Origin of the sequence: Streptomyces dioscori, assembly GCF_003024195.1 — a bacterium.
GTDB classification, from domain to species: Bacteria; Actinomycetota; Actinomycetes; order Streptomycetales; family Streptomycetaceae; genus Streptomyces; species Streptomyces dioscori.
In genome coordinates this window covers 116,583-137,088 of record NZ_KZ679059.1, presented here as the reverse complement: position 1 = coordinate 137,088, position 20,506 = coordinate 116,583, and the positions used below count along the sequence as shown (strand labels likewise).

Here is a 20,506-nt window from a genome sequence, read left to right as displayed (position 1 = left end):
AGCCACTGGGTGACGAGTACGGACATGCGTACAGAAGCAGAGGACTCGGGACCCAGCGGCTACGCGGCGGCCCGGCTGCGCCTCCTCCAGGAGGGGGCGCGGTCCGGGCCGCCGCGCCGTTCGGCCCTCGCCGAACTGACCGACGACTGGCTCACCGGACTCTTCGACGCCGGCGCCGAGAAACTGCGCGGCGTCTCCCTCGTCGCCGTCGGCGGCTACGGCCGCGGCGAACTCTCCCCGCGCAGCGACCTCGACCTGCTGCTCCTGCACGACGGCGGCGCCGACTCCGGCGCGATCGCCTCCCTCGCCGACCGCATCTGGTACCCGGTCTGGGACCTCGGCCTCGACCTCGACCACTCCGTCCGCACCCCCGCCGAGGCACGCAAGACGGCGGGCGAGGACCTCAAGGTGCAGCTCGGGCTGCTCGACGCCCGCCACATCGCGGGCGACCTCGGCCTCACCGCCGGACTGCGTACGGCCGTCCTCGCCGACTGGCGCAACCAGGCGCCCAAACGTCTCCCCGAACTCCAGGAGCTGTGCGCCGAGCGCGCCGAGCGCCAGGGCGAACTGCAGTACCTCCTCGAACCCGACCTCAAGGAGGCCCGCGGCGGACTGCGCGACGCCACCGCACTGCGTGCCGTCGCCGCCTCCTGGCTCGCCGACGCCCCGCGCGAGGGCCTCGCCGACGCCCGCAAGAGCCTCCTCGACGTCCGTGACGCCCTGCACCTCGCCACCGGCCGCGCCACCGACCGCCTCGCCCTCCAGGAACAGGACCAGGTCGCCGCGGAACTCGGCCTCCTGGACGCCGACACCCTGCTCCGCCAGGTGTACGAGGCCGCCCGCGTCGTCTCCTACGCCAGTGATGTGACCTGGCGCGAGGTGGGGCGCGTGCTGCGGTCGCGCGCCGTACGGCCGCGGCTGCGCGCCATGCTGGGCGGCGGCAAACCCGCCCCCGAACGCTCCCCGCTGGCGGAAGGCGTCGTCGAACAGGACGGCGAGGTCGTCCTCGCACGTGCCGCCCGCCCCGACCGCGACCCCGTACTGCCGCTGCGCGCCGCCGCCGCTGCCGCCCAGGCAGGCCTGCCGCTCTCGCTGCACGCGGTCCGCCGGATGGCCGCCGCGGCCCGCCCGCTGCCCACACCGTGGCCCGCGGAGGCCCGCCAGCAGCTCATCACCCTGCTCGGCTCGGGACCCTCGACCATCGAGGTCTGGGAGGCCCTGGAGGCGGAGGGGCTGATCACCAGACTGCTGCCCGACTGGGAGCGCGTCCGCTGCCGGCCGCAGCGCAACGCCGTCCACATCTGGACCGTCGACCGGCATCTGATCGAGACGGCGGTACGCGCCGCCGAGTTCACCCGCCGGGTCCACCGCCCCGACCTCCTCCTCGTCGCCGCGCTGCTGCACGACATCGGCAAGGGCTGGCCCGGCGACCACTCCGTGGCCGGCGAGATCATCGCCCGCGACGTGGCGGCCCGCATCGGCTTCGACCGCACGGACGTGGCCACACTCGCCACGCTCGTACGCCATCACCTGCTCCTCGTCGAGACGGCGACCAGACGTGATCTGGAGGACCCGGCGACCGTACGCTCGGTCGCCGAGGCGGTCGGTTCGCAGGGCACGCTGGAACTTCTCCACGCGCTCACCGAGGCGGACGCGCTGGCCACCGGCCCGGCCGCCTGGTCCTCCTGGCGCGCGTCCCTCGTCGCGGACCTGGTGAAGCGGGTCTCCGCCGCGCTCGCCGGGGACGACCCCGAGGAGCCCGAGGCCGCGGCGCCCACCGCCGAACAGGAACGGCTCGCAATCGAGGCCTTCCGCACCGGCGGACCCGTGCTCGCGCTGCGCGCCCAGACCGAACCGCCCGCCGAAACGTCCACCGAGGAGCCCGCCGAGGACCGGGATCCCGAGCCCCTCGGCGTGGAACTGGTCATCGCGGTGCCCGACCAGAAGGGCGTCCTGCCGGCCGTGGCAGGCGTCCTCGCCATGCACCGGCTCACCGTGCGGACAGCCGAACTGCGGTCCCTGGAGCTGCCCGACGGCGTCCCCGGCTCCGTCCTGCTGCTCGACTGGCGGGTCGCCGCCGAGTACGGCTCCCTGCCGCAGGCGGCCCGGCTGCGCGCCGATCTCGTACGCGCCCTCGACGGGTCCCTCGACATCGCCGGACGCCTGGCCGAGCGGGACGCCGCCTATCCGCGCAGGCGGGGCATCGTGGCGCCGGCGGCCCGGGTGAGCGTGGCCTCCGCCGCGTCCCGGCTCGCCACGGTCATCGAGGTGCGCGCCCATGACGCACCGGGGCTGCTGCACCGGATCGGGCGGGCACTGGAGAGTGCGCAGGTACGGGTGCGCAGCGCGCATGTGTCCACGCTGGGCGCCAACGCGGTGGACGCGTTCTATGTGACCGGGCCCGACGGGTCCCCGTTGCCGGGGGAGCAGGCGGCTTCGCTGGCGCGGGCGCTGGAGGACACGTTGCGGGAGTGACGGTGCGCTGCCGCTCGGCTCGGGTTGGCCCGGCTTGTTTCCGTCCGCGGGGCCGCTGTGGCTGGGCGCGCAGTTCCCCGCGCCCCTGAGGGGCGCCCCAGGGGCGCCCGTTCACTGGACCGAAGCCCGTGACGACGGGGTGGAGACCCTTTCTGGCGCGGGCAGATACTCTGGAGGGCGGACCTGCCCCCCTGCCCCCTACTTGAGGATTCGCGACCGCCGTGTTCGACACTCTCTCCGATCGCCTCGCAGCGACATTCAAGAACCTTCGCGGCAAGGGGCGCCTGTCCGAGGCGGACATCGACGCCACCGCGCGCGAGATCCGTATCGCCCTGCTGGAAGCGGACGTCGCGCTGCCGGTCGTCCGGGCCTTCATCAAGCAGGTCAAGGAGAGGGCCGTCGGGGCCGAGGTCTCACAGGCCCTCAACCCCGCCCAGCAGGTCATCAAGATCGTCAACGAGGAGCTCGTCGGCATCCTCGGCGGCGAGACCCGTCGGCTGCGCTTCGCGAAGCAGCCCCCGACCGTGATCATGCTCGCCGGTCTGCAGGGCGCCGGTAAGACCACGCTCGCCGGAAAGCTCGGCAAGTGGCTGCAGGGCCAGGGACACGCTCCGCTGCTGGTCGCGTGCGACCTCCAGCGCCCGAACGCGGTGAACCAGCTGAGCGTCGTCGGCGAGCGCGCGGGCGTCGGCGTCTACGCGCCCCAGCCGGGCAACGGCGTCGGGGACCCGGTCCAGGTCGCCAAGGACTCCATCGAGTACGCGAAGCAGAAGCAGCACGACGTCGTCATCGTCGACACCGCGGGCCGCCTCGGTATCGACGCCGAGCTGATGCAGCAGGCCTCCGACATCCGCGACGCGGTCTCGCCCGACGAGATCCTCTTCGTCGTCGACGCGATGGTCGGCCAGGACGCGGTCAACACCGCGGAGGCCTTCCGCGACGGTGTCGGCTTCGACGGCGTGGTCCTCTCCAAGCTCGACGGCGACGCCCGCGGTGGTGCGGCGCTCTCCATCGCGCATGTCACCGGCCGCCAGATCATGTTCGCCTCCAACGGCGAGAAGCTGGACGACTTCGACGCGTTCCACCCGGACCGCATGGCGTCCCGCATCCTCGGCATGGGCGACATGCTCACGCTGATCGAGAAGGCCGAGCAGACCTTCTCGCAGCAGGAGGCCGAGGCCATGGCCTCGAAGCTCGCCTCCAAGAAGGGCGAGGACTTCACGCTCGACGACTTCCTGGCCCAGATGGAGCAGGTCAGGAAGATGGGCTCCATCTCCAAGCTGCTCGGCATGCTGCCCGGCATGGGCCAGATCAAGGACCAGATCAGCAACCTCGACGAGCGTGACGTCGACCGTACGGCCGCGATCATCAAGTCGATGACCCCGGCCGAGCGCCAGGACGCCACGATCATCAACGGCTCGCGGCGGGCCCGTATCGCCAAGGGTTCCGGTGTCGAGGTCAGCGCGGTCAAGGGTCTGGTCGAGCGGTTCTTCGAGGCCCGCAAGATGATGTCCCGCATGGCCCAGGGCGGCGGCATGCCGGGGATGCCCGGGATGCCGGGCATGGGCGGCGGGGCCGGCCGGACGAAGAAGCAGCCCAAGAAGAGCAAGGGCAAGCAGCGTTCCGGCAACCCGATGAAGCGCAAGCAGCAGGAGGAAGAGGCTGCGGCTCGGCGCGAGGCCGGGCAGCAGGCGGGCGGCGCGCTCGGCCTGCCGGGCGGCCAGCAGCAGCCGCAGAACTTCGAACTCCCCGACGAGTTCAAGAAGTTCATGGGCTAGGTCCGACCACTGCCTCGGGGGCGCTGCCCCCGAACCCCCGTGTCCTCAGACGCCGGACGGGCTGAAGGACGTCGTCCGCGGGTCCGGTGGGGCCGGACGCCAAGGACTGCGCAGTTCCCCGCGCCCCCAGGTACCTGGGGGCGCGGGGAACTGCGCAACGGGCGCAGCCCCCATGCGTGGTTGGGAATGGGAAGGGGCGGCGGGGGCGAGAGACCCCTCAGGCCGTCCGGGCCACCAGGTAGCGGAAGACGTTCGGCATCCACACCGTCCCGTCCCGCCGTTTGTACGGATGCAGAGCCTCCCGCACCTCCTTGTCGACCTGATCAGGATCCGTGGCGGCGACGGCCGCGTCGAAGAGCCCCGTGGACAGCAGCCCACGTACCGCGTTGTCCACGTCCGCGTACCCGAAGGGGCACGCGACCCGCCCGGACCCGTCGGGCCGCAGGCCGGCCCGCTCGGCGACCTCCTCCAGGTCGTCACGGAGGGCCGGGCGCCAGCAGCCCGGATCCCGCGTACCGCGCAGGGGATCCGCCAGCTTCGCGGCGACCCGCAGCACCGAGGACGTGGCACACCGCTCCGGAGGCCCCCAGCCCGCGAGGACCACGGGAACCCCCCGGCCGACGAGCGGACTCGCCGCCGCCAGCGCCTCGGTGAGGCCTTCGGAGTCACCGGCCACACACCCGACCGGCTCGAAAGCGGTCACCAGGTTGTACGCGGCGGTCGCCACGTCGTCGATGTCCGCCGGCTCCCCGTCCGTCAGCCGCGCGCCGGCACGCGCACGCGTGCCCCATGCCGCGGGGAGCAGACGCTCCCGCGCGAGAGCCAGCCGCTCCGGCGCATGGGCCTGCAGACCGGTGACCGACGCGCCCCGCGCGGCGGCCATCAGCAGCGCCAGGCCGGACCCGCAGCCGAGCCCCAACAGCCTGGTCGAGGAGCCCACTTCGAGTCGCTCGTAGACGGCCTCGTAGAGCGGAACGAGCATCCGCTCCTGAATCTCGGCCCAGTCACGCGCGCGTGCCCACTGATCCACCTGGGGCGCAGCCCCCGAGTGAGGTAGGTGCTGCCGCACGAGCGTAGGTGTCATCGAAAGTGCCCCAATCCGCCGAGAGTTGCGTTTGTGCCCCGTTCGTCCACCCCCGTGCAGTGCGCTCGCACTCCCCCCGTATGCCAGGAAACTCCGCGCTCGTCGTGGCGTCCAGGGGTTACGGAGCCCGGTTTGCGTACCATCGGCGCGCGCCGCGAGAATTCACATACCGGCAACATGTGCGCCCGCCGCTCCTCGCCGATCAGTGGCGGACACCGGCCGTAGGGGCCGCGGTCGCGCGGTGGTTGGCCGGTTCGCGCCGTACGCCGATGACAGTGGGTTGCGGGCGCCGCCGCGCCAGGCCCCCACGGAGCGTGGTTCCCGCCATCACGGGTGACTACGCGGATCCGGCCAAGGTCCACGAACTCGTCGACCGGCCGCCGCGCGGGACCGTACGGTGTCTGGTGGCCGGGGACGGGCCGGTGCCCCGCACCGATGGCGCACCCGGTAACGTCGCCGTCGTGGCCCGCGTCGACCGGGCCCCGGCATTCCGCCGCTAGAAGGACCGAAACGCCTCTTGCGCATCCGCTGACCCCAGGTGCCCCGGTACGCAGACAGCGCGTACTGGCCCGGACGTACGCGTCACTACGTACCGGCTGGGTGGGAACTGTGAGGCTTCTCCGCAGATCAGCGCACCCGCCCTCGTCAGGACGCATCAGCGGCAACTGACGGGTACGTGCAAAATATTTGGGATGCCCCGGAATAGGAACACAGAGGCACCTCGGCTCGTTGTCATTACGTGAGCACGACACCACCTGTTCTCGCCGCAGAGCTGGCAGGGGCGTGGGCCGACATTCAGCGGCACCACCCCGAGCTGCCCGATCTTGCCGCGCCAGAGTCCCTGATCGGGGAGTCGTCGTCCGCCTGCGGACACGAACTCTCCTTCGAACGACTGCTTCACGAGGCAGTCCACGGCATCGCCGCCGCCCGAGGTGTCCGCGACACCTCCCGCGCCGGCCGGTACCACAACCGCAGATTCCTCGCGATCGCCGAGGAGTTGGGACTGGACCACCCCGAGGAACCGCATCCCAGCAGCGGCTTCTCCCTGGTCACGCTCAACCCCGAGGCGAAGCGGCGCTACCGCCCGACGATCGAGCGGCTGCAGCGCGCCCTGAAGGCGCACACGGTCGCGACCGCCGCCGACACGGCCCGCAGCTTCCGGGGCCCGGCCGCCCGGCACGGCTCCTCCGGAGGGGGCGTGCGCGTGAAGGCGGTCTGCGACTGCGGGCGCAACGTCCGCGTCGTCCCGTCGGTCCTCGCGCAGGCGCCGATCGTGTGCGGAGGGTGCGGGAAGCCGTTCCGCATCCCGGAGGTGGTCGGCGCGGCAGCGGGCTGAGCGGACGGCTGACACAGCGGCGGGCCGTCGTCCCGCCGGGGTGGTGCGGAAGAGCGCGGCGGCACTTCGTGGGTGCCGGCTCGTGCGACGGCCCACCTCGACGGCGACACCCGTACAGGCCCGGTGGCAGGCCCCGGCGGTGCGTCCGGGGCGGCCCGGTGCTGCCCCGGACCGCCCGGGTCGAGACGCCCTTCCGGGTGTGGCAGAATGGTCAGCTGTACTCGCAGCCGCACAGGACCCCTCTCTCCTCCGGCTGACGCGTCCATCGGGCACTCGGGTACCGCAACCCCACGCGGCAATCTCGCCGTGCCCAACCCCGTCAAGACCAGGAGACACCACTTCCGTGGCAGTCAAGATCAAGCTGAAGCGTCTGGGCAAGATCCGCGCGCCTCACTACCGCATCGTCGTCGCCGACTCCCGTACCCGCCGTGACGGCAGGGCCATCGAGGAGATCGGCCTGTACCACCCGGTGCAGAACCCGTCGCGCATCGAGGTCGACTCCGAGCGTGCGCAGTACTGGCTGGGTGTCGGCGCGCAGCCGACCGAGCCCGTGCTCGCCATTCTCAAGCTGACCGGCGACTGGCAGAAGCACAAGGGCCTGCCGGCCCCGGCGCCGCTGCTCGTCGCCGAGCCGAAGGCCGCGCGCCCGTTGTTCGACGCCCTGGGTGGCGACGACGACAGCAAGGGCGAGGCCATCACGCAGAAGAAGAAGGCTGAGAAGAAGGACGAGGCTGCCGCCGAGTCCGCGTCGACCGAGGCCTGAGCATGCTTGAGGAGGCTCTTGAGCACCTCGTGAAGGGCATCGTCGACAACCCGGACGACGTGCAGGTCGCCTCGCGCGACCTGCGCCGGGGGCGCGTTCTTGAGGTCAGGGTTCACCCCGACGACCTCGGGAAGGTGATCGGCCGCAACGGCCGCACCGCGCGCGCCCTGCGTACCGTCGTAGGCGCCATCGGCGGCCGTGGTGTCCGCGTCGACCTCGTCGACGTGGATCACGTCCGCTGACGTAATTCGCAGCACCGGCTCGGGCCGGGGAGGGCCTCAGGGCCGTCCCCGGCCCGTAGTCGTCCACGCGGTAAGACCGTGGACACACGACAGGAGAGCAAGCAAGTGCAGCTGGTAGTCGCGCGGGTGGGCCGCGCCCATGGCATCAAGGGCGAGGTCACCGTCGAGGTACGTACCGACGAGCCGGAGCTGCGGCTCGCGCCCGGTGCCGTCCTGGCCACGGACCCCGCCTCGGCCGGTCCGCTGACCATCGAGACGGGACGGGTGCACAGCGGCCGCCTCCTGCTGCGTTTCGCGGGAGTGCGCGACCGCAACGGCGCCGAGGCGCTGCGCAACACCCTGCTGATCGCCGACGTCGACCCGGACGAGGTGCCCGAGGACCCGGACGAGTACTACGACCACCAGCTCATGGACCTCGACGTCGTCCTGAAGGACGGCAGCGAGGTCGGACGGCTCACCGAGATCTCGCACCTGCCCTCCCAGGACCTCTTCGTGGTCGAGCGGCCGGACGGGACCGAGGTGCTGATCCCGTTCGTCGAGGAGATCGTCGTCGAGATCGACCTGGAGAAGCAGCGGGCCGTCATCGACCCGCCGCCCGGACTGATCGACGACCGCGCGGAGATCGCCTCCGCCAGGGACGCGGACACCGAGTCGTCGGATTCCTCCGACTCCTCCGGTGAGGCCGGCGCCTGATGCGGCTCGACGTCCTCACGATCTTCCCCGAGTACCTGGACCCCCTGAACGTCTCCCTCGTGGGCAAGGCACGCGCGCGTGGACAGCTGAACGTGCACGTGCACGATCTGCGGGAGTGGACCTACGACCGCCACAACACGGTCGACGACACCCCGTACGGCGGCGGCCCCGGCATGGTCATGAAGACCGGGCCCTGGGGCGACGCACTGGACTCCGTCCTCGCCGACGGCTACGAGACGGGCTCCCAGGGCCCCGTCCTCGTCGTCCCCACACCCAGCGGCCGCCCCTTCACCCAGGAACTCGCCGTCGAGCTCTCCGAGCGCCCCTGGTTGGTCTTCACACCCGCCCGCTACGAGGGCATCGACCGCCGCGTCATCGACGAGTACGCGACCCGCATGCCCGTGTACGAGGTGTCCATCGGCGACTACGTGCTGGCCGGCGGCGAGGCGGCCGTCCTGGTCGTCACGGAGGCCGTGGCGCGGCTGCTGCCCGGCGTCCTCGGCAACGCGGAGTCGCACCGGGACGACTCGTTCGCGCCGGGAGCCATGGCGAACCTCCTGGAGGGGCCGGTCTACACGAAGCCGCCCCAGTGGCGCGGCCGGGAGATCCCGGACGTGCTGGTCAGCGGCCACCACGGCAAGATCGCCCGCTGGCGCCGGGACGAGGCGCTGCGGCGCACCACCGCCAACAGACCGGACCTCATCGAGCGCTGCGACCCCGCGGCCTTCGACAAGAAGGACCGCGAGATGCTCTCGATCCTGGGCTGGCAGCCCGGACCCGACGGCCGATTTGGGCGCAGGCCCGACACCGTGGAAGAATAGGCCGCTGCTGTACGTCGTCCGGCGTGCGCCCCTGCCACAGGGGGACACGACGCCCGCCCCGACGAGAACAGCCCACTTTCTGGAAACACCGACTTCCGTCGATGACCTGTGGCATCGGCGAAGAAAGCAGACGATCATGTCCAACCTGCTCGCGTCCGTCGATGCAGCGTCGCTGCGCAGCGACGTCCCGGCCTTCCGCCCGGGTGACACCGTCAACGTCCACGTCCGCGTCATCGAGGGCAACCGCTCCCGTGTGCAGCAGTTCAAGGGTGTAGTCATCCGCCGCCAGGGCGCCGGTGTCCGTGAGACCTTCACGGTCCGCAAGGTCTCCTTCTCCGTCGGCGTCGAGCGCACCTTCCCCGTGCACACCCCGATCGTCGAGAAGATCGAGCTCGTCAGCCGCGGCGCCGTCCGTCGCGCGAAGCTCTACTACCTCCGTGAGCTGCGCGGCAAGGCCGCGAAGATCAAGGAGAAGCGCGACAACTGAGCTCACTCCGGGTCCCTCGGTAGGGCCGGATAGCATCTGGCCCACATGGACGCCGAAGCACAGCACACGGAGCGCGACCGCTCCTCCCACCCCGTCATGTCCGAGGAGATCTCGGACACACAGGGGGCGGAGGGACGGTCGCGTTTCGCGTTGGTGGCGCGAGCCGCCGACTGGCTGCCGGGCGGGCGGATCACCCTGACCGTGCTGTTCTGTCTGTTCTCCCTGCTGCTGCTCACCCGGTTCGTGATCCAGCCGTTCGAAATTCCCAGTGGCTCGATGGAGCCGGGATTGAGGATCGGGGACCGCGTTCTCGTAAATAAGTTGGCGTACCGTTTCGGTGCTGAGCCGAGGCGCGGTGACGTCGTCGTGTTCGACGGCACCGGTTACTTCGGCGACGCCGACTACATCAAACGTGTGGTCGGCGTGGGGGGAGACCATGTGGTCTGCTGCGACAGGCAGGGGAGGATCGAGGTGAACGGCCGCTCGGTCGACGAGTCGACGTTTCTGTACCCGGGGAACGAGCCGTCCGAAGTGTCCTTCGACGTGGCCGTCCCCGACGGCACCCTGTTCGTCCTGGGTGACCACCGCGGCGACTCCAGCGACTCCCGCGACCACCTCGGCTCCCCGGGCGGCGGCATGATCCCCGTCGACGACGTGATCGGCAGAGCCGACTGGATCGCCTGGCCGCTGGGCCACTGGACCGGTCTCGGACGGGCCGACGGCTACGCGCGCGTGCCCGACGCCGCGGGCCCGCTCCTCCCGGCGGTCCTGCCGTCGCTCCTTCCGGCAAGCCTTCGCGGGGCCGGCGGGCGGAACGCCGTGGACGGTGTCCATGGGTAACCGCGGCAAGCCCCGCGGCACCCACAGTGCCGCGGAGGACCTCCTGCCCACCGGCTCCCGGCGCACGGGCGGGCCGGTCATGCCCGGCCGGGCCGACCGGCGCAAGCTGGCCCGCCGGGTCAAGCGGCGCAGACAGCGCTCCGCGGTCAAGGAGATACCTCTCCTGATCGGCGTCGCGCTGCTCATCGCGCTCGTCCTGAAGACGTTCCTCGTGCAGGCCTTCGTGATCCCCTCCGGCTCCATGGAGCAGACGATCCGGATCGGCGACCGTGTCCTGGTCGACAAGCTGACCCCGTGGTTCGGCTCGAAGCCCGAGCGCGGTGACGTCGTCGTCTTCAAGGACCCCGGCGGCTGGCTGGAGGACGAACAGCCGACGGCGAAGAAGGAAGACCCCATCGTCGTCAAGCAGGTCAAGGAGGCGCTGACCTTCATCGGCCTGCTGCCCTCCGACAACGACCGGGACCTGATCAAACGCGTTGTCGCGGTCGGCGGCGACACCGTCAAGTGCTGCGACGCCCAGGGGCGCGTCACCGTCAACGGCATGCCGCTCGACGAGCCCTACATCAACCCCGGCGACAAACCCTCCTCGCTCGTCTTCGAGGTCAAGGTGCCGGCGGGGCGCCTGTGGGTGATGGGCGACCACCGGTCCAACTCGGCCGACTCCCGCTTCCACCGCACCGAGAAGTACAACGGCACCATCTCCGAGGACGTCGTGGGCCGTGCCATGGTCATCGCCTGGCCCATCGGTCACTGGACCCAGCTCAAGGAACCCGACACCTACGCGTCCGTGCCCGACGTGGCCGGCGGAGCGACCACCGCACTCGACACGTCGCATAGGGTGGCCACCGCGGATCGATATGGATTGATCCCGCTCCCGACCCCTGCGGAACTCCCGCTCGTTATGGGAGTGGTGGGCCTGCGCCGTATCCGGCGCGGGCGGCGGCACGGAGTGAGGAGTGGATGTGGGGGATTTGGCGGTCGGCGCACGATCCGGACACGAGGGGCCCGAGGACCGACCGGGACGGTCCGACGAGTCGGTCCCGCCGGTCGGCGAGGACGCCGTGCCCCCCGGAGACGACCCAGGTGACGACTCCGGGGACGGCGGCGGCAGGGACGGGCGGGACTCCGACGGAGCCGCCCCGGCGCCGAAGAAGCCGCGGTCCTTCTGGAAAGAACTTCCCCTGCTCATCGGTATCGCGCTGGTTCTCGCGCTGCTGATCAAGTCCTTCCTGGTGCAGGCGTTCTCGATCCCCTCGGACTCGATGCAGAACACCCTTCAGCAGGGTGACCGCGTCCTCGTCGACAAGCTGACCCCGTGGTTCGGCTCGGAGCCCGAGCGCGGCGAGGTCGTCGTCTTCAACGACCCCGACAAGTGGCTGGCGGGCGAGCCGACGCCCAACCCGAACGCGATCCAGACAGCCCTCAGCTGGATCGGCCTGATGCCCTCCTCCGAGGAGAAGGACCTCATCAAGCGCGTCGTCGGAGTCGCAGGCGACACCATCGAGTGCAAGGGCACCGGCCCGCTGAAGGTCAACGGCAAGGCGCTGAACGAGGCTGACTACGTGTATCCGGGCAACACCCCCTGCACCGTGGACGACGCCGGCGGTCAGTTCAAGGTGAAGGTTCCCGAAGGCAAAATCTGGGTCATGGGCGACCACCGGCAGAACTCGCTGGACTCCCGCTACCACCAGCAGGACAAGCACCAGGGCTTCGTACCCGTGGACAACGTGGTGGGCCGCGCGATCGTCGTCGCCTGGCCGCCCACCCGCTGGTCGACGCTCCCGGTGCCGGACACCTTCGACCAGAACCTGACCGCCGCCGCTCCGGGAGCGCTCGGGCTCGCGGGGGCGCTGCCGCTGGTGCTGTGGCGCAGGCGTCGCCTTACCGTCGGGAACACCAGGGTTTCTGGGTCGCGTACCGCCGGGTAGGGTGCCGTCCCAGACGCCGATCTTCCGCGGGCCGACCTGGACCGCGAGGTCGATTCTCCGAGTTGGGGAGCACTGGGATGAGCGGGACAAGTCGTACGGACGAGGGCCGCGGACGGCTCGGCAGCAAGCTGTCGGGGCTGGCCGTGGCCCTCGGCTGTGTGCTCTTCCTCGGTGGATTCGCCTGGGGAGCGGTCGTCTACCAGCCCTACACCGTGCCGACCGACTCGATGGCACCCACCATCGCGGGCGGCGACCGGGTGCTCGCCGAGCGGATCGACGGCTCCGAGGTGCAGCGCGGTGACGTCGTCGTCTTCAAGCAGTCCACCTGGGGCAACATGCCCATGGTCAAGCGGGTCGTCGCCGTCGGCGGGGACACGGTCGCCTGCTGTACGCAGGACAACCTGACCGTCAACGGCAAGAGGATCGAGGAACCGTATCTGCCCGAGGGCAGCGCGGCCGAGTCGTCCACGATCCCCTCCATCGAGGTGCCCGAGGACCGGCTCTTCCTGCTCGGCGACGAGCGCAGCGGGTCGCTGGACTCCACCGCCCACCTGACGGAGGCCGGCAACGGCACGGTGCCGCGCAGCGCCGTGAGCGCGCGCGTCGACGCGGTGGCCTGGCCCATGAACGGCATGCTGGCCCGCCCCACCGGCTTCGAGACCCTCGGCGGCGTCTCCGAGCCAGGCCCCCTGCGCCTGGTCCTCGTGGCGGTCGTGGCGGGCGCCGTGCTCGTCCTCGGCGGAGCCGCGTACGGGCCGATCGCCAACCGGTCGGCACGCCGCCGCAGCCGTACGGGGGCGGGGGAGCGGGCTCTTGCCGGCTGACGCGTCCTTGCCGACGGGTGATGAGCTCGGCGAGCTGCGGAAGGTCGCCCGGGTGGTGCTGCTGGACCCGCAGGACCGCATCCTGCTGCTCCACGGGCATGAACCCGAGGACCCGTCGGACGACTGGTGGTTCACGCCGGGCGGCGGTGTGGAGGGCGACGAGACACGCGAAGAGGCCGCGCTGCGGGAAGTCGCGGAGGAGACCGGCATCACGGAGGTCGAGCTGGGTCCGGTGCTGTGGCGGCGGACCTGTTCGTTCCCGTTCGCGGGGCGTCGCTGGGACCAGGACGAGTGGTACTTCCTGGGCCGTACGACGCAGACGGCGACCGAGGCGACGGGGCTGACCGAGCTGGAACGGCGCAGTGTCGCCGGAGCGCGCTGGTGGACGTGCCGGGAACTTGCCCGGGCACATGAGACGGTGTATCCGACCAGACTCGCCGAGCTGCTGCTCAGGCTGCTCGACGAAGGGCCCCCGGCCAGGCCCGAGACCCTCGACACGGAAATCGTCTAGGGGCTCGCGGGGCTGGCGCACAATAGGGGGACGCACGGCTGAAGGGGAACATGCCATGAGCGCCGAGGACCTCGAAAAGTACGAGACCGAGATGGAGCTGAAGCTCTACCGGGAGTACCGCGATGTCGTCGGTCTGTTCAAATATGTGATCGAGACCGAACGGCGCTTCTACCTCACCAACGATTACGAGATGCAGGTGCACTCGGTTCAGGGCGAGGTGTTTTTCGAGGTGTCCATGGCGGATGCCTGGGTGTGGGACATGTACCGACCTGCTCGGTTCGTGAAGCAGGTGCGCGTCCTGACATTCAAGGACGTGAACATCGAGGAGCTGAACAAGAGCGACCTCGAACTGCCGAGCAGCTAGGACCGGGCAGTCGGGACGGGTCTGACGATCCCGTAAGTCCTACGGCGGCCGCTCGTACGGGTGACTGAGTTGTCCACAGTCGAGCGGCCGTCCACCAAGATCCAACAGTGGATCGTGCTGGGCCCAGTGTTGGCGCCGGAGGTGGTGCCGACATGAAGACGTCCAAGGCATCCGAGGTTTCCAGGGTTTCCGAGGCGCCCAACGCGCCCAACGCGCCCAACGCGTCCAAGGCATCCAACGCGTCCAAGGCACGCAACGCACTCGGCAGGTACGGCGAGGACCTGGCCGCCCGCCGGCTGGCCGAGGCCGGAATGACGGTCCTGCAGCGCAACTGGCGCGCGGGCCGGACCGGCGAGATCGACATCGTGGCCCGCGACGGCGACGCACTGGTCGTCTGCGAGGTCAAGACCCGCCGTGCTGGGCCCTTCGAACACCCGATGGCCGCGGTGACCCCCGTCAAGGCCGAGCGTCTGCGCGGCCTCGCCGAGCGCTGGCTGCAGGAACACGGAGGGGCGCCACCCGGCGGCGTGCGCATCGACGTCGTGGGCGTCCTGCTGCCCGACCGCGGCGCCCCCGTCGTGGAGCACGTGCGAGGGGCGGCCTGATGGGCTTCGCGCGTACGTGCTCGGTGGCCCTCGTGGGCGTGGACGGTGTCGTCGTCGAGGTCCAGGCGGACCTGGAGCCCGGAGTCGCGGCGTTCACCCTGGTGGGGTTGCCCGACAAGAGCCTGACGGAGAGCAAGGACCGCGTCAGGGCGGCCGTGGTCAACTCCGGCGGCGAGTGGCCGCAGAAGAAGCTCACCGTGGGCCTCAGCCCGGCCTCGGTGCCGAAGGGCGGCAGCGGCTTCGACCTCGCCATCGCCTGCGCGGCCCTCGGCGCCTCGGAGCGCATCGATCCCCGAGTGCTCGCCGACATCGTGATGATCGGAGAGCTGGGCCTGGACGGACGGGTCCGGCCCGTACGAGGTGTGCTGCCGGCCGTGCTGGCCGCCGCCGAGGCGGGATACGAACAGGTGGTGGTGCCCGAGAGCGCGGCCGCCGAGGCCTCCCTGGTACCAGGTGTGTCGGTGCTCGGCGTCCGCAGCCTCCGTCAGCTCATCGCGGTCCTCACGGACGAACCGGTGCCCGACGAGGATCCGGACGAGCAGGGCAGGACCGATCCGCTCGCGGGCCTGCGCATGCCGGGCACGGGCGCGGCCACCGGAATGCACAGCATGGGCGCCGCCCACCACGACCACGAACACGACCTCGCCGACGTCGTGGGCCAGCTCTCGGCACGGACCGCGGTGGAGGTCGCCGCGGCCGGCGGGCACCATCTGTTCCTGGAGGGTCCGCCGGGAGCGGGCAAGACCATGCTCGCCGAGCGGCTGCCCGCCATCCTGCCGCGGCTCGGCCGGAGCGAGTCCCTGGAGGTCACGGCCGTCCACTCGGTCGCGGGCCTGCTGCCACCCGGCAAACCCCTGGTCGACGTCGCCCCCTACTGCGCCCCGCATCACTCGGCGACCATGCAGGCTCTGGTCGGCGGCGGCCAGGGGGTGGCACGGCCGGGTGCGGTGTCGCTCGCCCATAGGGGAATTCTCTTTCTGGACGAGACGCCGGAGTTCAGCAGCCGGGCCCTCGACGCACTGCGCCAGCCCCTGGAGTCCGGGCATGTGGTGATCGCGCGCAGTGCCGGCGTCGTGCGCTTCCCGGCACGCTTCCTGATGGTCCTCGCGGCCAACCCCTGCCCCTGCGGCCGCTTCTCACAGCGGGACACCCTGTGCGAGTGCTCGCCCTCCATGATCCGCCGCTACCAGGCCCGGCTCTCCGGACCACTGCTCGACCGCGTCGACCTGAGGGTGGAGGTGGACCGCGTCACCCGCGCCCAGCTGACGGAGCGGGGCGCGCGGGGCGAGACCACCGAGACGGTCGCCGACCGGGTCCGGGAGGCCAGGGCGAGGGCCGCCGCACGTCTGACGGACACCCCCTGGCACACGAACAGCGAGGTCCCGGGCCGTGAACTCCGCAGCCGGTGGTACGCGTCCCCGGGCGCCATGGACGACGCGGAGCGCAGCCTGGAGCGCGGTGTGCTCACCGCCCGGGGGCTCGACCGCGTCCTGCGGGTCGCCTGGACCGTCGCTGACCTCGCCGGTCGTGACCGGCCGGGGGTGGCTGACGTGACCCTCGCGCTGCAACTGCGCACCGGGGTTCCCCGGGGGGTGCCGATGGCGATCGGGGCCTCCCGGTGAATCACGGCTTCCTTGATCAAGGCTTCCCGGTGGATGGAGCGGGCGGGGACGGAGATCGGCTCCACCGGGCCTTCCTCGCACGGGTCGTCGAACCGGGGGACGAGGTCTGCGGCCGATGGCTCCGTGAGCACGGGGCGGAGGAGGTGGTCCGGCGCCTCGCCGGAGGCGGACAGCAGCTGCCGGGGGTGACCGACGTGAGATGGGCGGGCCTGCGGGCCCGGGCCGAGCGGGCGGACCCGGAGCGGGACCTCGCGGTGGCGCGGGACAGCGGGACACGGTTCGTGTGTCCCGGTGACCCGGAATGGCCCGCGCAACTGGACGACCTGGCAGACGCGAGACCTGTCGGGCTGTGGGTGCGGGGGCTGCCCAGTCTGCGGATATGGGCGCTGCGCTCCGTCGCCGTCGTGGGGGCACGGGCCTGTACCGAGTACGGCGCCCACATGGCGTCGGCGCTCGGCGCCGGACTCGCGGAGCGGGGGTGGGTCGTGGTGTCGGGAGGTGCCTACGGCGTGGACGGCGCGACACACCGGGGCGCTCTCGGGGCGGGCGGCGCCACCGTCGCCGTGCTCGCCTGCGGGGTCGACCGGCCCTATCCGCGCGGCCACACCCAGTTGATCACCAGGATCGCCGAACAGGGTCTGGTGGTCGGGGAGTTGCCGCCCGGCGACCATCCGACTCCGAGCAGGTTCATTCTGCGGAACCGGGTCATCGCGGCGTTGACGCGCGGCACGGTGGTCGTGGAGGCGGCGTACCGGAGCGGTGCGCTGGCGACCGCCCGGGCCGCCGAGCGGCTGGGCAGATTCACGATGGGAGTGCCGGGCCCGGCCACCAGCGGTCTCTCGGCGGGTGTGCACGAACTCCTGCGTGGGGACGCGGTGCTGGTCACCGACGCCGCGGAAGTCGCCGAGCTGGTCGGTGACATGGGCGAGCTGGCCACGGCTCGGCGCGGACCGGTGCTGCCACGCGACCTCCTGGACCCGGCGGCCGCCCAGGTGCTGGCCGCGCTGCCGGCCCGGGAGGCGGCGTCGCGGCAGGCCATCGCCAGGGACGCCGGGACGTCCGAGGACGACGCGGTCGCGAGACTGTACGAACTCCGCTCACTTGGCTTCGTCGAACGACACGGCGACGGCTGGAAGTTGACACGCCAGGCCGCTCTGCCCATCGACAGGGATCGGGGGTGCCGCTGACCGAGAGTGTTCGGCCGTCCGGGCTACTCCCCGATGCCCCCGGGATTTCCGTCAGTTGACGCTCCGAGATGATCACACACGGCGACGGCCATGCCTCCGCGGGACATCCAGCGGAACGTATCTGCGCACGGTGAGTCCAGCACTGTTCGCACACTGCGACTCTCCAGTCACGCTACGCTCACATGGATTCCGACTCAGACAGGCAACTCGACATCAGACCGACAGCTCACGCAGTTACTCACAGTTCACTGCAGAACGGCACAAGGCGACGCATGCCCCAGCACACCTCCGGGTCCGACCGGGCGGCGGCGGTTACCCCCGCCGCCCGTGACGGCGGCGTGCGGCCGCCCGCCCCCTCGACGCTCGACGAGCTGTGGAGGTCGTACAAGACCACGGGTGACGGGCGGCTGCGCGAGCAGCTGATCCTGCACTACTCGCCGCTGGTGAAGTACGTAGCCGGCCGGGTGAGTGTGGGGCTGCCCCCCAATGTGGAGCAGGCGGACTTCGTCTCGTCGGGCGTGTTCGGGCTCATCGACGCGATCGAGAAGTTCGACATCGAACGGGAGATCAAGTTCGAGACGTACGCGATCACCCGGATCCGGGGCGCGATGATCGACGAACTGCGGGCGCTCGACTGGATCCCCCGGTCCGTGCGGCAGAAGGCCCGCAACGTCGAGCGGGCGTACGCGACGCTGGAGGCGCGGCTGCGGCGTACGCCGTCGGAGTGCGAGGTGGCCGCCGAGATGGGGATCGCGGTCGACGAACTGCACGCGGTGTTCGGCCAGTTGTCGCTGGCCAACGTCGTGGCCCTGGAGGAGCTGCTGCATGTCGGCGGTGAGGGCGGCAACCGGCTGAGCCTGATGGACACCCTTGAGGACACCGCGGCCGACAACCCGGTGGAGGTCGCGGAGGACCGTGAGCTGCGGCGTTTCCTGGCGCGCGCCATCAACACTTTGCCCGAGCGTGAGAAGACCGTGGTGACCCTCTACTACTACGAGGGCCTCACGCTCGCCGAGATCGGCAATGTGCTCGGGGTGACGGAGAGCCGCGTCAGCCAGATCCACACCAAGTCCGTGCTCCAGCTCCGGGCGAAACTGGCGAGCTTCGGGCGTTGAGCTCGCCGCTCGCCGCTCGCCGCTCGCCGCTCGCCACCCTCCGGCCTCGCCGTCCGCTCCCGTCGGCCCCGCCATCCGCACACGCCCCGCTGACCTCGTGGAACCGTCCTCCTCGGGACTTCTGTCGCGCGGGCGGGAGGCGTGTCGGCCGGGTGGTCCGGGTGGTCCGGGTGGGGAGGAATCCCCTCGGGCCGGTGCCGGTGAGCGGCGGCTGATCGAGGCCTGACGGGCGAGAGTCTCCCGTCCAGGGCGGGGCGTCCGTAAAGTGGGGGCGTGCCAAGGATTCGAGCGGCCTCCGTGGCCGAGCACCGGTCGATGCAGCGAAGCGCCCTGCTGGACGCGGCGCGGTCCCTGCTGTCCGAAGGCGGGACGGACGCTCTGACGTTCCCGGCGCTCGCCGAGCGGACGGGCCTCGCGCGGTCCTCCGTGTACGAGTACTTCCGTTCCCGTGCGGCGGTCGTCGAAGAGCTCTGCGAGGTCGACTTCCCGCTCTGGGCCGCCGAGGTCGAGACCGCGATGTCGCTGGCGGGGACACCCGAGGGCAAGGTCGAGGCGTACGTCCGCCGTCAGCTCGCCCTGGTGGGGGACCGGCGGCACCGGGCCGTCGTGGCGATCTCCGCGAGTGAGCTCGACGCCGGCGCGCGCGAGAAGATCCGCGCCGCGCACGGGGGGCTCGTCGCGATGATCGTGGAGGCGTTGCGGGACATGGGGCACGAGCAGCCCCGGATGGCCGCGATGCTTCTCCAGGGGATCGCGGACGCGGCGGTGCGCAGGATCGAGCTCGGCGCGGCCGAGGAGCCCGGAGTGATCACCGAGGCCGCCGTAGCGATGGCCCTGCGGGGCGTGCGCGGCTGACGGCGGTTGCGTCACGTGAGAGCCGCGCGCCCGTCCGCTCAAGGCGCTGCGCCCGCTCCCGCTTTGGGTGACGCGCCCCCTTCCTCGTTCCGTGCCGCGCCGCTTTCGGCGCCGCGACGGCTTCTGGTATCGCGTCCGGTTCCGGTTTCCGCTCCGGTTCCGGGATTCCCGTGACCGGTAGCAGGCGGGACGGTCCCCTGGTCAGCAGCCATGGGGGCAGCAGCGACAGCGGGTCCAGGTAGGTGTCCCCGCGGCGCAGGCCCCAGTGGAGGCATGACATCGGGCAGTGGGACGTCGGCAGTTCCAGTACGCCCACCACCTCGCCCGCGGCCACTTCGGCGCCCTTGTTCAGCGTCGCCGCCACCGGCGCGTACGTGGTGCGCAGGGGCGGGGTGCCCGTGCCGGCCAGTTCGACGGAGACGACCCCGCGGCCCGCGACCCGGCCGGCGAAGGAGACGCGGCCGGGCGCGACGGCCTTGACCGGGGTGCCGGGGGCCGCGGTGAGATCGACGCCCCGGTGGCCCCGGCCGTAGGCGGTCGCCGGTGGCTCCCAGCCGCGCGTCACCGGCGGCCGCGACCCCACCGGCCAGGCGCGGCCGACGGCGGGGACCGGCGGGTCCGCACCGCCGGCACCCAGGCTGGGGTCGCCGGCCCGGGCGATGGCCGCGGGCCCGCCGCCGAGGACCAGGCACAGCAGGAGGCCGAGCGCCAGCATGGCGGTCACTGCCAGGGCGGGCCGCGGCGCCGGCCCCGTACGAAGAAAACGGTCTGCTCGCATGCGAGAACCGTGCCTCGGACGGCATGAAAAAAGGGATCATGGTCAGGATCTGTGGAGTACCCGTCGGTTGTGGACAGCGGCGTCACCCGGCACCCCGTGGGTCCCGTACACTTCTTGTGGCGATCCGGGTCACCGGGTCGACTTCGCACGCCCCGACATCAGGCCGTGAAACAGCCGATGTCAGCGCCCCTCGGTCCC

General features: G+C 71.4%; 21 protein-coding genes and 1 pseudogene. 20 read left to right on the top strand and 2 right to left on the bottom strand.

Annotated features, from left to right (window positions below; translation table 11 throughout):
• The first annotated feature begins 9 nt into the window (after nt 1–9).
• Both C6Y14_RS39880 and ffh read left to right on the top strand, forming a co-directional pair.
• Nucleotides 10–2,475, top strand: coding sequence for a [protein-PII] uridylyltransferase (locus C6Y14_RS39880; RefSeq protein WP_107021814.1), 2,466 nt, complete (start codon nt 10–12; stop codon nt 2,473–2,475).
• 221 nt (nt 2,476–2,696) lie between these two features.
• On the top strand, nt 2,697–4,253 hold the full coding sequence (ffh, locus tag C6Y14_RS39875; RefSeq protein ID WP_107021813.1) for a signal recognition particle protein: 1,557 nt from the start codon (nt 2,697–2,699) through the stop codon (nt 4,251–4,253).
• Between the two features lie 217 nt (nt 4,254–4,470).
• On the opposite strand, the gene C6Y14_RS39870 is transcribed toward ffh, so the two are convergent.
• Nucleotides 4,471–5,337, bottom strand: a complete 867-nt coding sequence (locus C6Y14_RS39870; RefSeq protein ID WP_107021812.1) for an SAM-dependent methyltransferase — start codon at nt 5,335–5,337, stop codon at nt 4,471–4,473.
• Between the two features lie 314 nt (nt 5,338–5,651).
• On the opposite strand from C6Y14_RS39870, the gene C6Y14_RS39865 reads away from it, so the two are divergent.
• From C6Y14_RS39865 to C6Y14_RS39780, 18 genes are all read left to right on the top strand, one after another.
• The gene (locus tag C6Y14_RS39865) at nt 5,652–5,837 is read left to right on the top strand and encodes a hypothetical protein (RefSeq protein ID WP_107021811.1); all 186 of its coding nucleotides are present in this window, start codon (nt 5,652–5,654) and stop codon (nt 5,835–5,837) included.
• Between the two features lie 239 nt (nt 5,838–6,076).
• Nucleotides 6,077–6,673 carry a hypothetical protein gene (locus C6Y14_RS39860; RefSeq protein ID WP_107021810.1) on the top strand — a complete coding sequence of 199 codons (597 nt, stop codon included), beginning with the start codon at nt 6,077–6,079 and terminating at the stop codon, nt 6,671–6,673.
• Nucleotides 6,674–7,016: 343 nt separating this feature from the next.
• The gene (gene rpsP / locus C6Y14_RS39855; protein ID WP_107021809.1) at nt 7,017–7,436 is read left to right on the top strand and encodes a 30S ribosomal protein S16; all 420 of its coding nucleotides are present in this window, start codon (nt 7,017–7,019) and stop codon (nt 7,434–7,436) included.
• Between the two features lie 2 nt (nt 7,437–7,438).
• Nucleotides 7,439–7,678 (top strand): RNA-binding protein, encoded by a 240-nt coding sequence (locus tag C6Y14_RS39850; RefSeq protein ID WP_005479813.1) that lies wholly within the window; start codon nt 7,439–7,441, stop codon nt 7,676–7,678.
• 105 nt (nt 7,679–7,783) lie between these two features.
• Nucleotides 7,784–8,371: a ribosome maturation factor RimM gene (gene rimM, locus C6Y14_RS39845; protein WP_107021808.1), complete on the top strand. Its 588-nt coding sequence runs from the start codon at nt 7,784–7,786 to the stop codon at nt 8,369–8,371.
• A complete protein-coding gene (gene trmD / locus C6Y14_RS39840; RefSeq protein WP_107021807.1) occupies nt 8,371–9,192 on the top strand; it encodes a tRNA (guanosine(37)-N1)-methyltransferase TrmD in 822 nt (273 codons plus the stop codon). The genes rimM and trmD overlap by 1 nt, the downstream gene beginning before the upstream one ends.
• Nucleotides 9,193–9,328: 136 nt before the next feature.
• Nucleotides 9,329–9,679 (top strand): 50S ribosomal protein L19, encoded by a 351-nt coding sequence (gene rplS / locus C6Y14_RS39835; protein WP_107021806.1) that lies wholly within the window; start codon nt 9,329–9,331, stop codon nt 9,677–9,679.
• Nucleotides 9,680–9,724: 45 nt separating this feature from the next.
• Nucleotides 9,725–10,519 carry a signal peptidase I gene (gene lepB / locus C6Y14_RS39830; protein WP_107021805.1) on the top strand — a complete coding sequence of 265 codons (795 nt, stop codon included), beginning with the start codon at nt 9,725–9,727 and terminating at the stop codon, nt 10,517–10,519.
• Complete coding sequence (gene lepB, locus C6Y14_RS39825; RefSeq protein ID WP_107021804.1) at nt 10,512–11,606, top strand: signal peptidase I; 1,095 nt, start codon at nt 10,512–10,514, stop codon at nt 11,604–11,606. Before lepB (C6Y14_RS39830) ends, lepB (C6Y14_RS39825) begins: the two co-directional genes overlap by 8 nt.
• Entirely contained in the window at nt 11,581–12,447 is an 867-nt protein-coding gene (lepB, locus tag C6Y14_RS39820; protein WP_107021832.1) for a signal peptidase I, read from the top strand. Before lepB (C6Y14_RS39825) ends, lepB (C6Y14_RS39820) begins: the two co-directional genes overlap by 26 nt.
• A gap of 77 nt (nt 12,448–12,524) precedes the next feature.
• On the top strand, nt 12,525–13,271 hold the full coding sequence (lepB, locus tag C6Y14_RS39815) for a signal peptidase I (protein WP_107021803.1): 747 nt from the start codon (nt 12,525–12,527) through the stop codon (nt 13,269–13,271).
• Entirely contained in the window at nt 13,261–13,782 is a 522-nt protein-coding gene (locus C6Y14_RS39810; RefSeq protein WP_225891513.1) for an NUDIX hydrolase, read from the top strand. The genes lepB (C6Y14_RS39815) and C6Y14_RS39810 overlap by 11 nt, the downstream gene beginning before the upstream one ends.
• A 55-nt stretch (nt 13,783–13,837) precedes the next feature.
• Nucleotides 13,838–14,146, top strand: coding sequence for a DUF2469 domain-containing protein (locus tag C6Y14_RS39805; RefSeq protein WP_055510545.1), 309 nt, complete (start codon nt 13,838–13,840; stop codon nt 14,144–14,146).
• Between the two features lie 152 nt (nt 14,147–14,298).
• Entirely contained in the window at nt 14,299–14,751 is a 453-nt protein-coding gene (locus C6Y14_RS39800; RefSeq protein WP_225891512.1) for a YraN family protein, read from the top strand.
• Nucleotides 14,751–16,373, top strand: a complete 1,623-nt coding sequence (locus C6Y14_RS39795) for a YifB family Mg chelatase-like AAA ATPase (RefSeq protein WP_107021801.1) — start codon at nt 14,751–14,753, stop codon at nt 16,371–16,373. The genes C6Y14_RS39800 and C6Y14_RS39795 overlap by 1 nt, the downstream gene beginning before the upstream one ends.
• 29 nt (nt 16,374–16,402) lie before the next feature.
• Nucleotides 16,403–17,560: a DNA-processing protein DprA gene (gene dprA, locus C6Y14_RS39790; protein ID WP_107021800.1), complete on the top strand. Its 1,158-nt coding sequence runs from the start codon at nt 16,403–16,405 to the stop codon at nt 17,558–17,560.
• Between the two features lie 272 nt (nt 17,561–17,832).
• Nucleotides 17,833–18,675 carry an RNA polymerase sigma factor WhiG gene (whiG, locus tag C6Y14_RS39785; protein WP_107021799.1) on the top strand — a complete coding sequence of 281 codons (843 nt, stop codon included), beginning with the start codon at nt 17,833–17,835 and terminating at the stop codon, nt 18,673–18,675.
• Nucleotides 18,676–18,972: 297 nt separating this feature from the next.
• Nucleotides 18,973–19,530, top strand: a complete 558-nt coding sequence (locus tag C6Y14_RS39780; protein ID WP_107021798.1) for a TetR/AcrR family transcriptional regulator — start codon at nt 18,973–18,975, stop codon at nt 19,528–19,530.
• Between the two features lie 154 nt (nt 19,531–19,684).
• On the opposite strand, the pseudogene C6Y14_RS39775 reads toward C6Y14_RS39780, so the two are convergent.
• Nucleotides 19,685–20,245, bottom strand: a pseudogene (locus tag C6Y14_RS39775) (murein hydrolase activator EnvC family protein); the annotation flags it as partial.
• Nucleotides 20,246–20,506 lie beyond the last annotated feature (261 nt).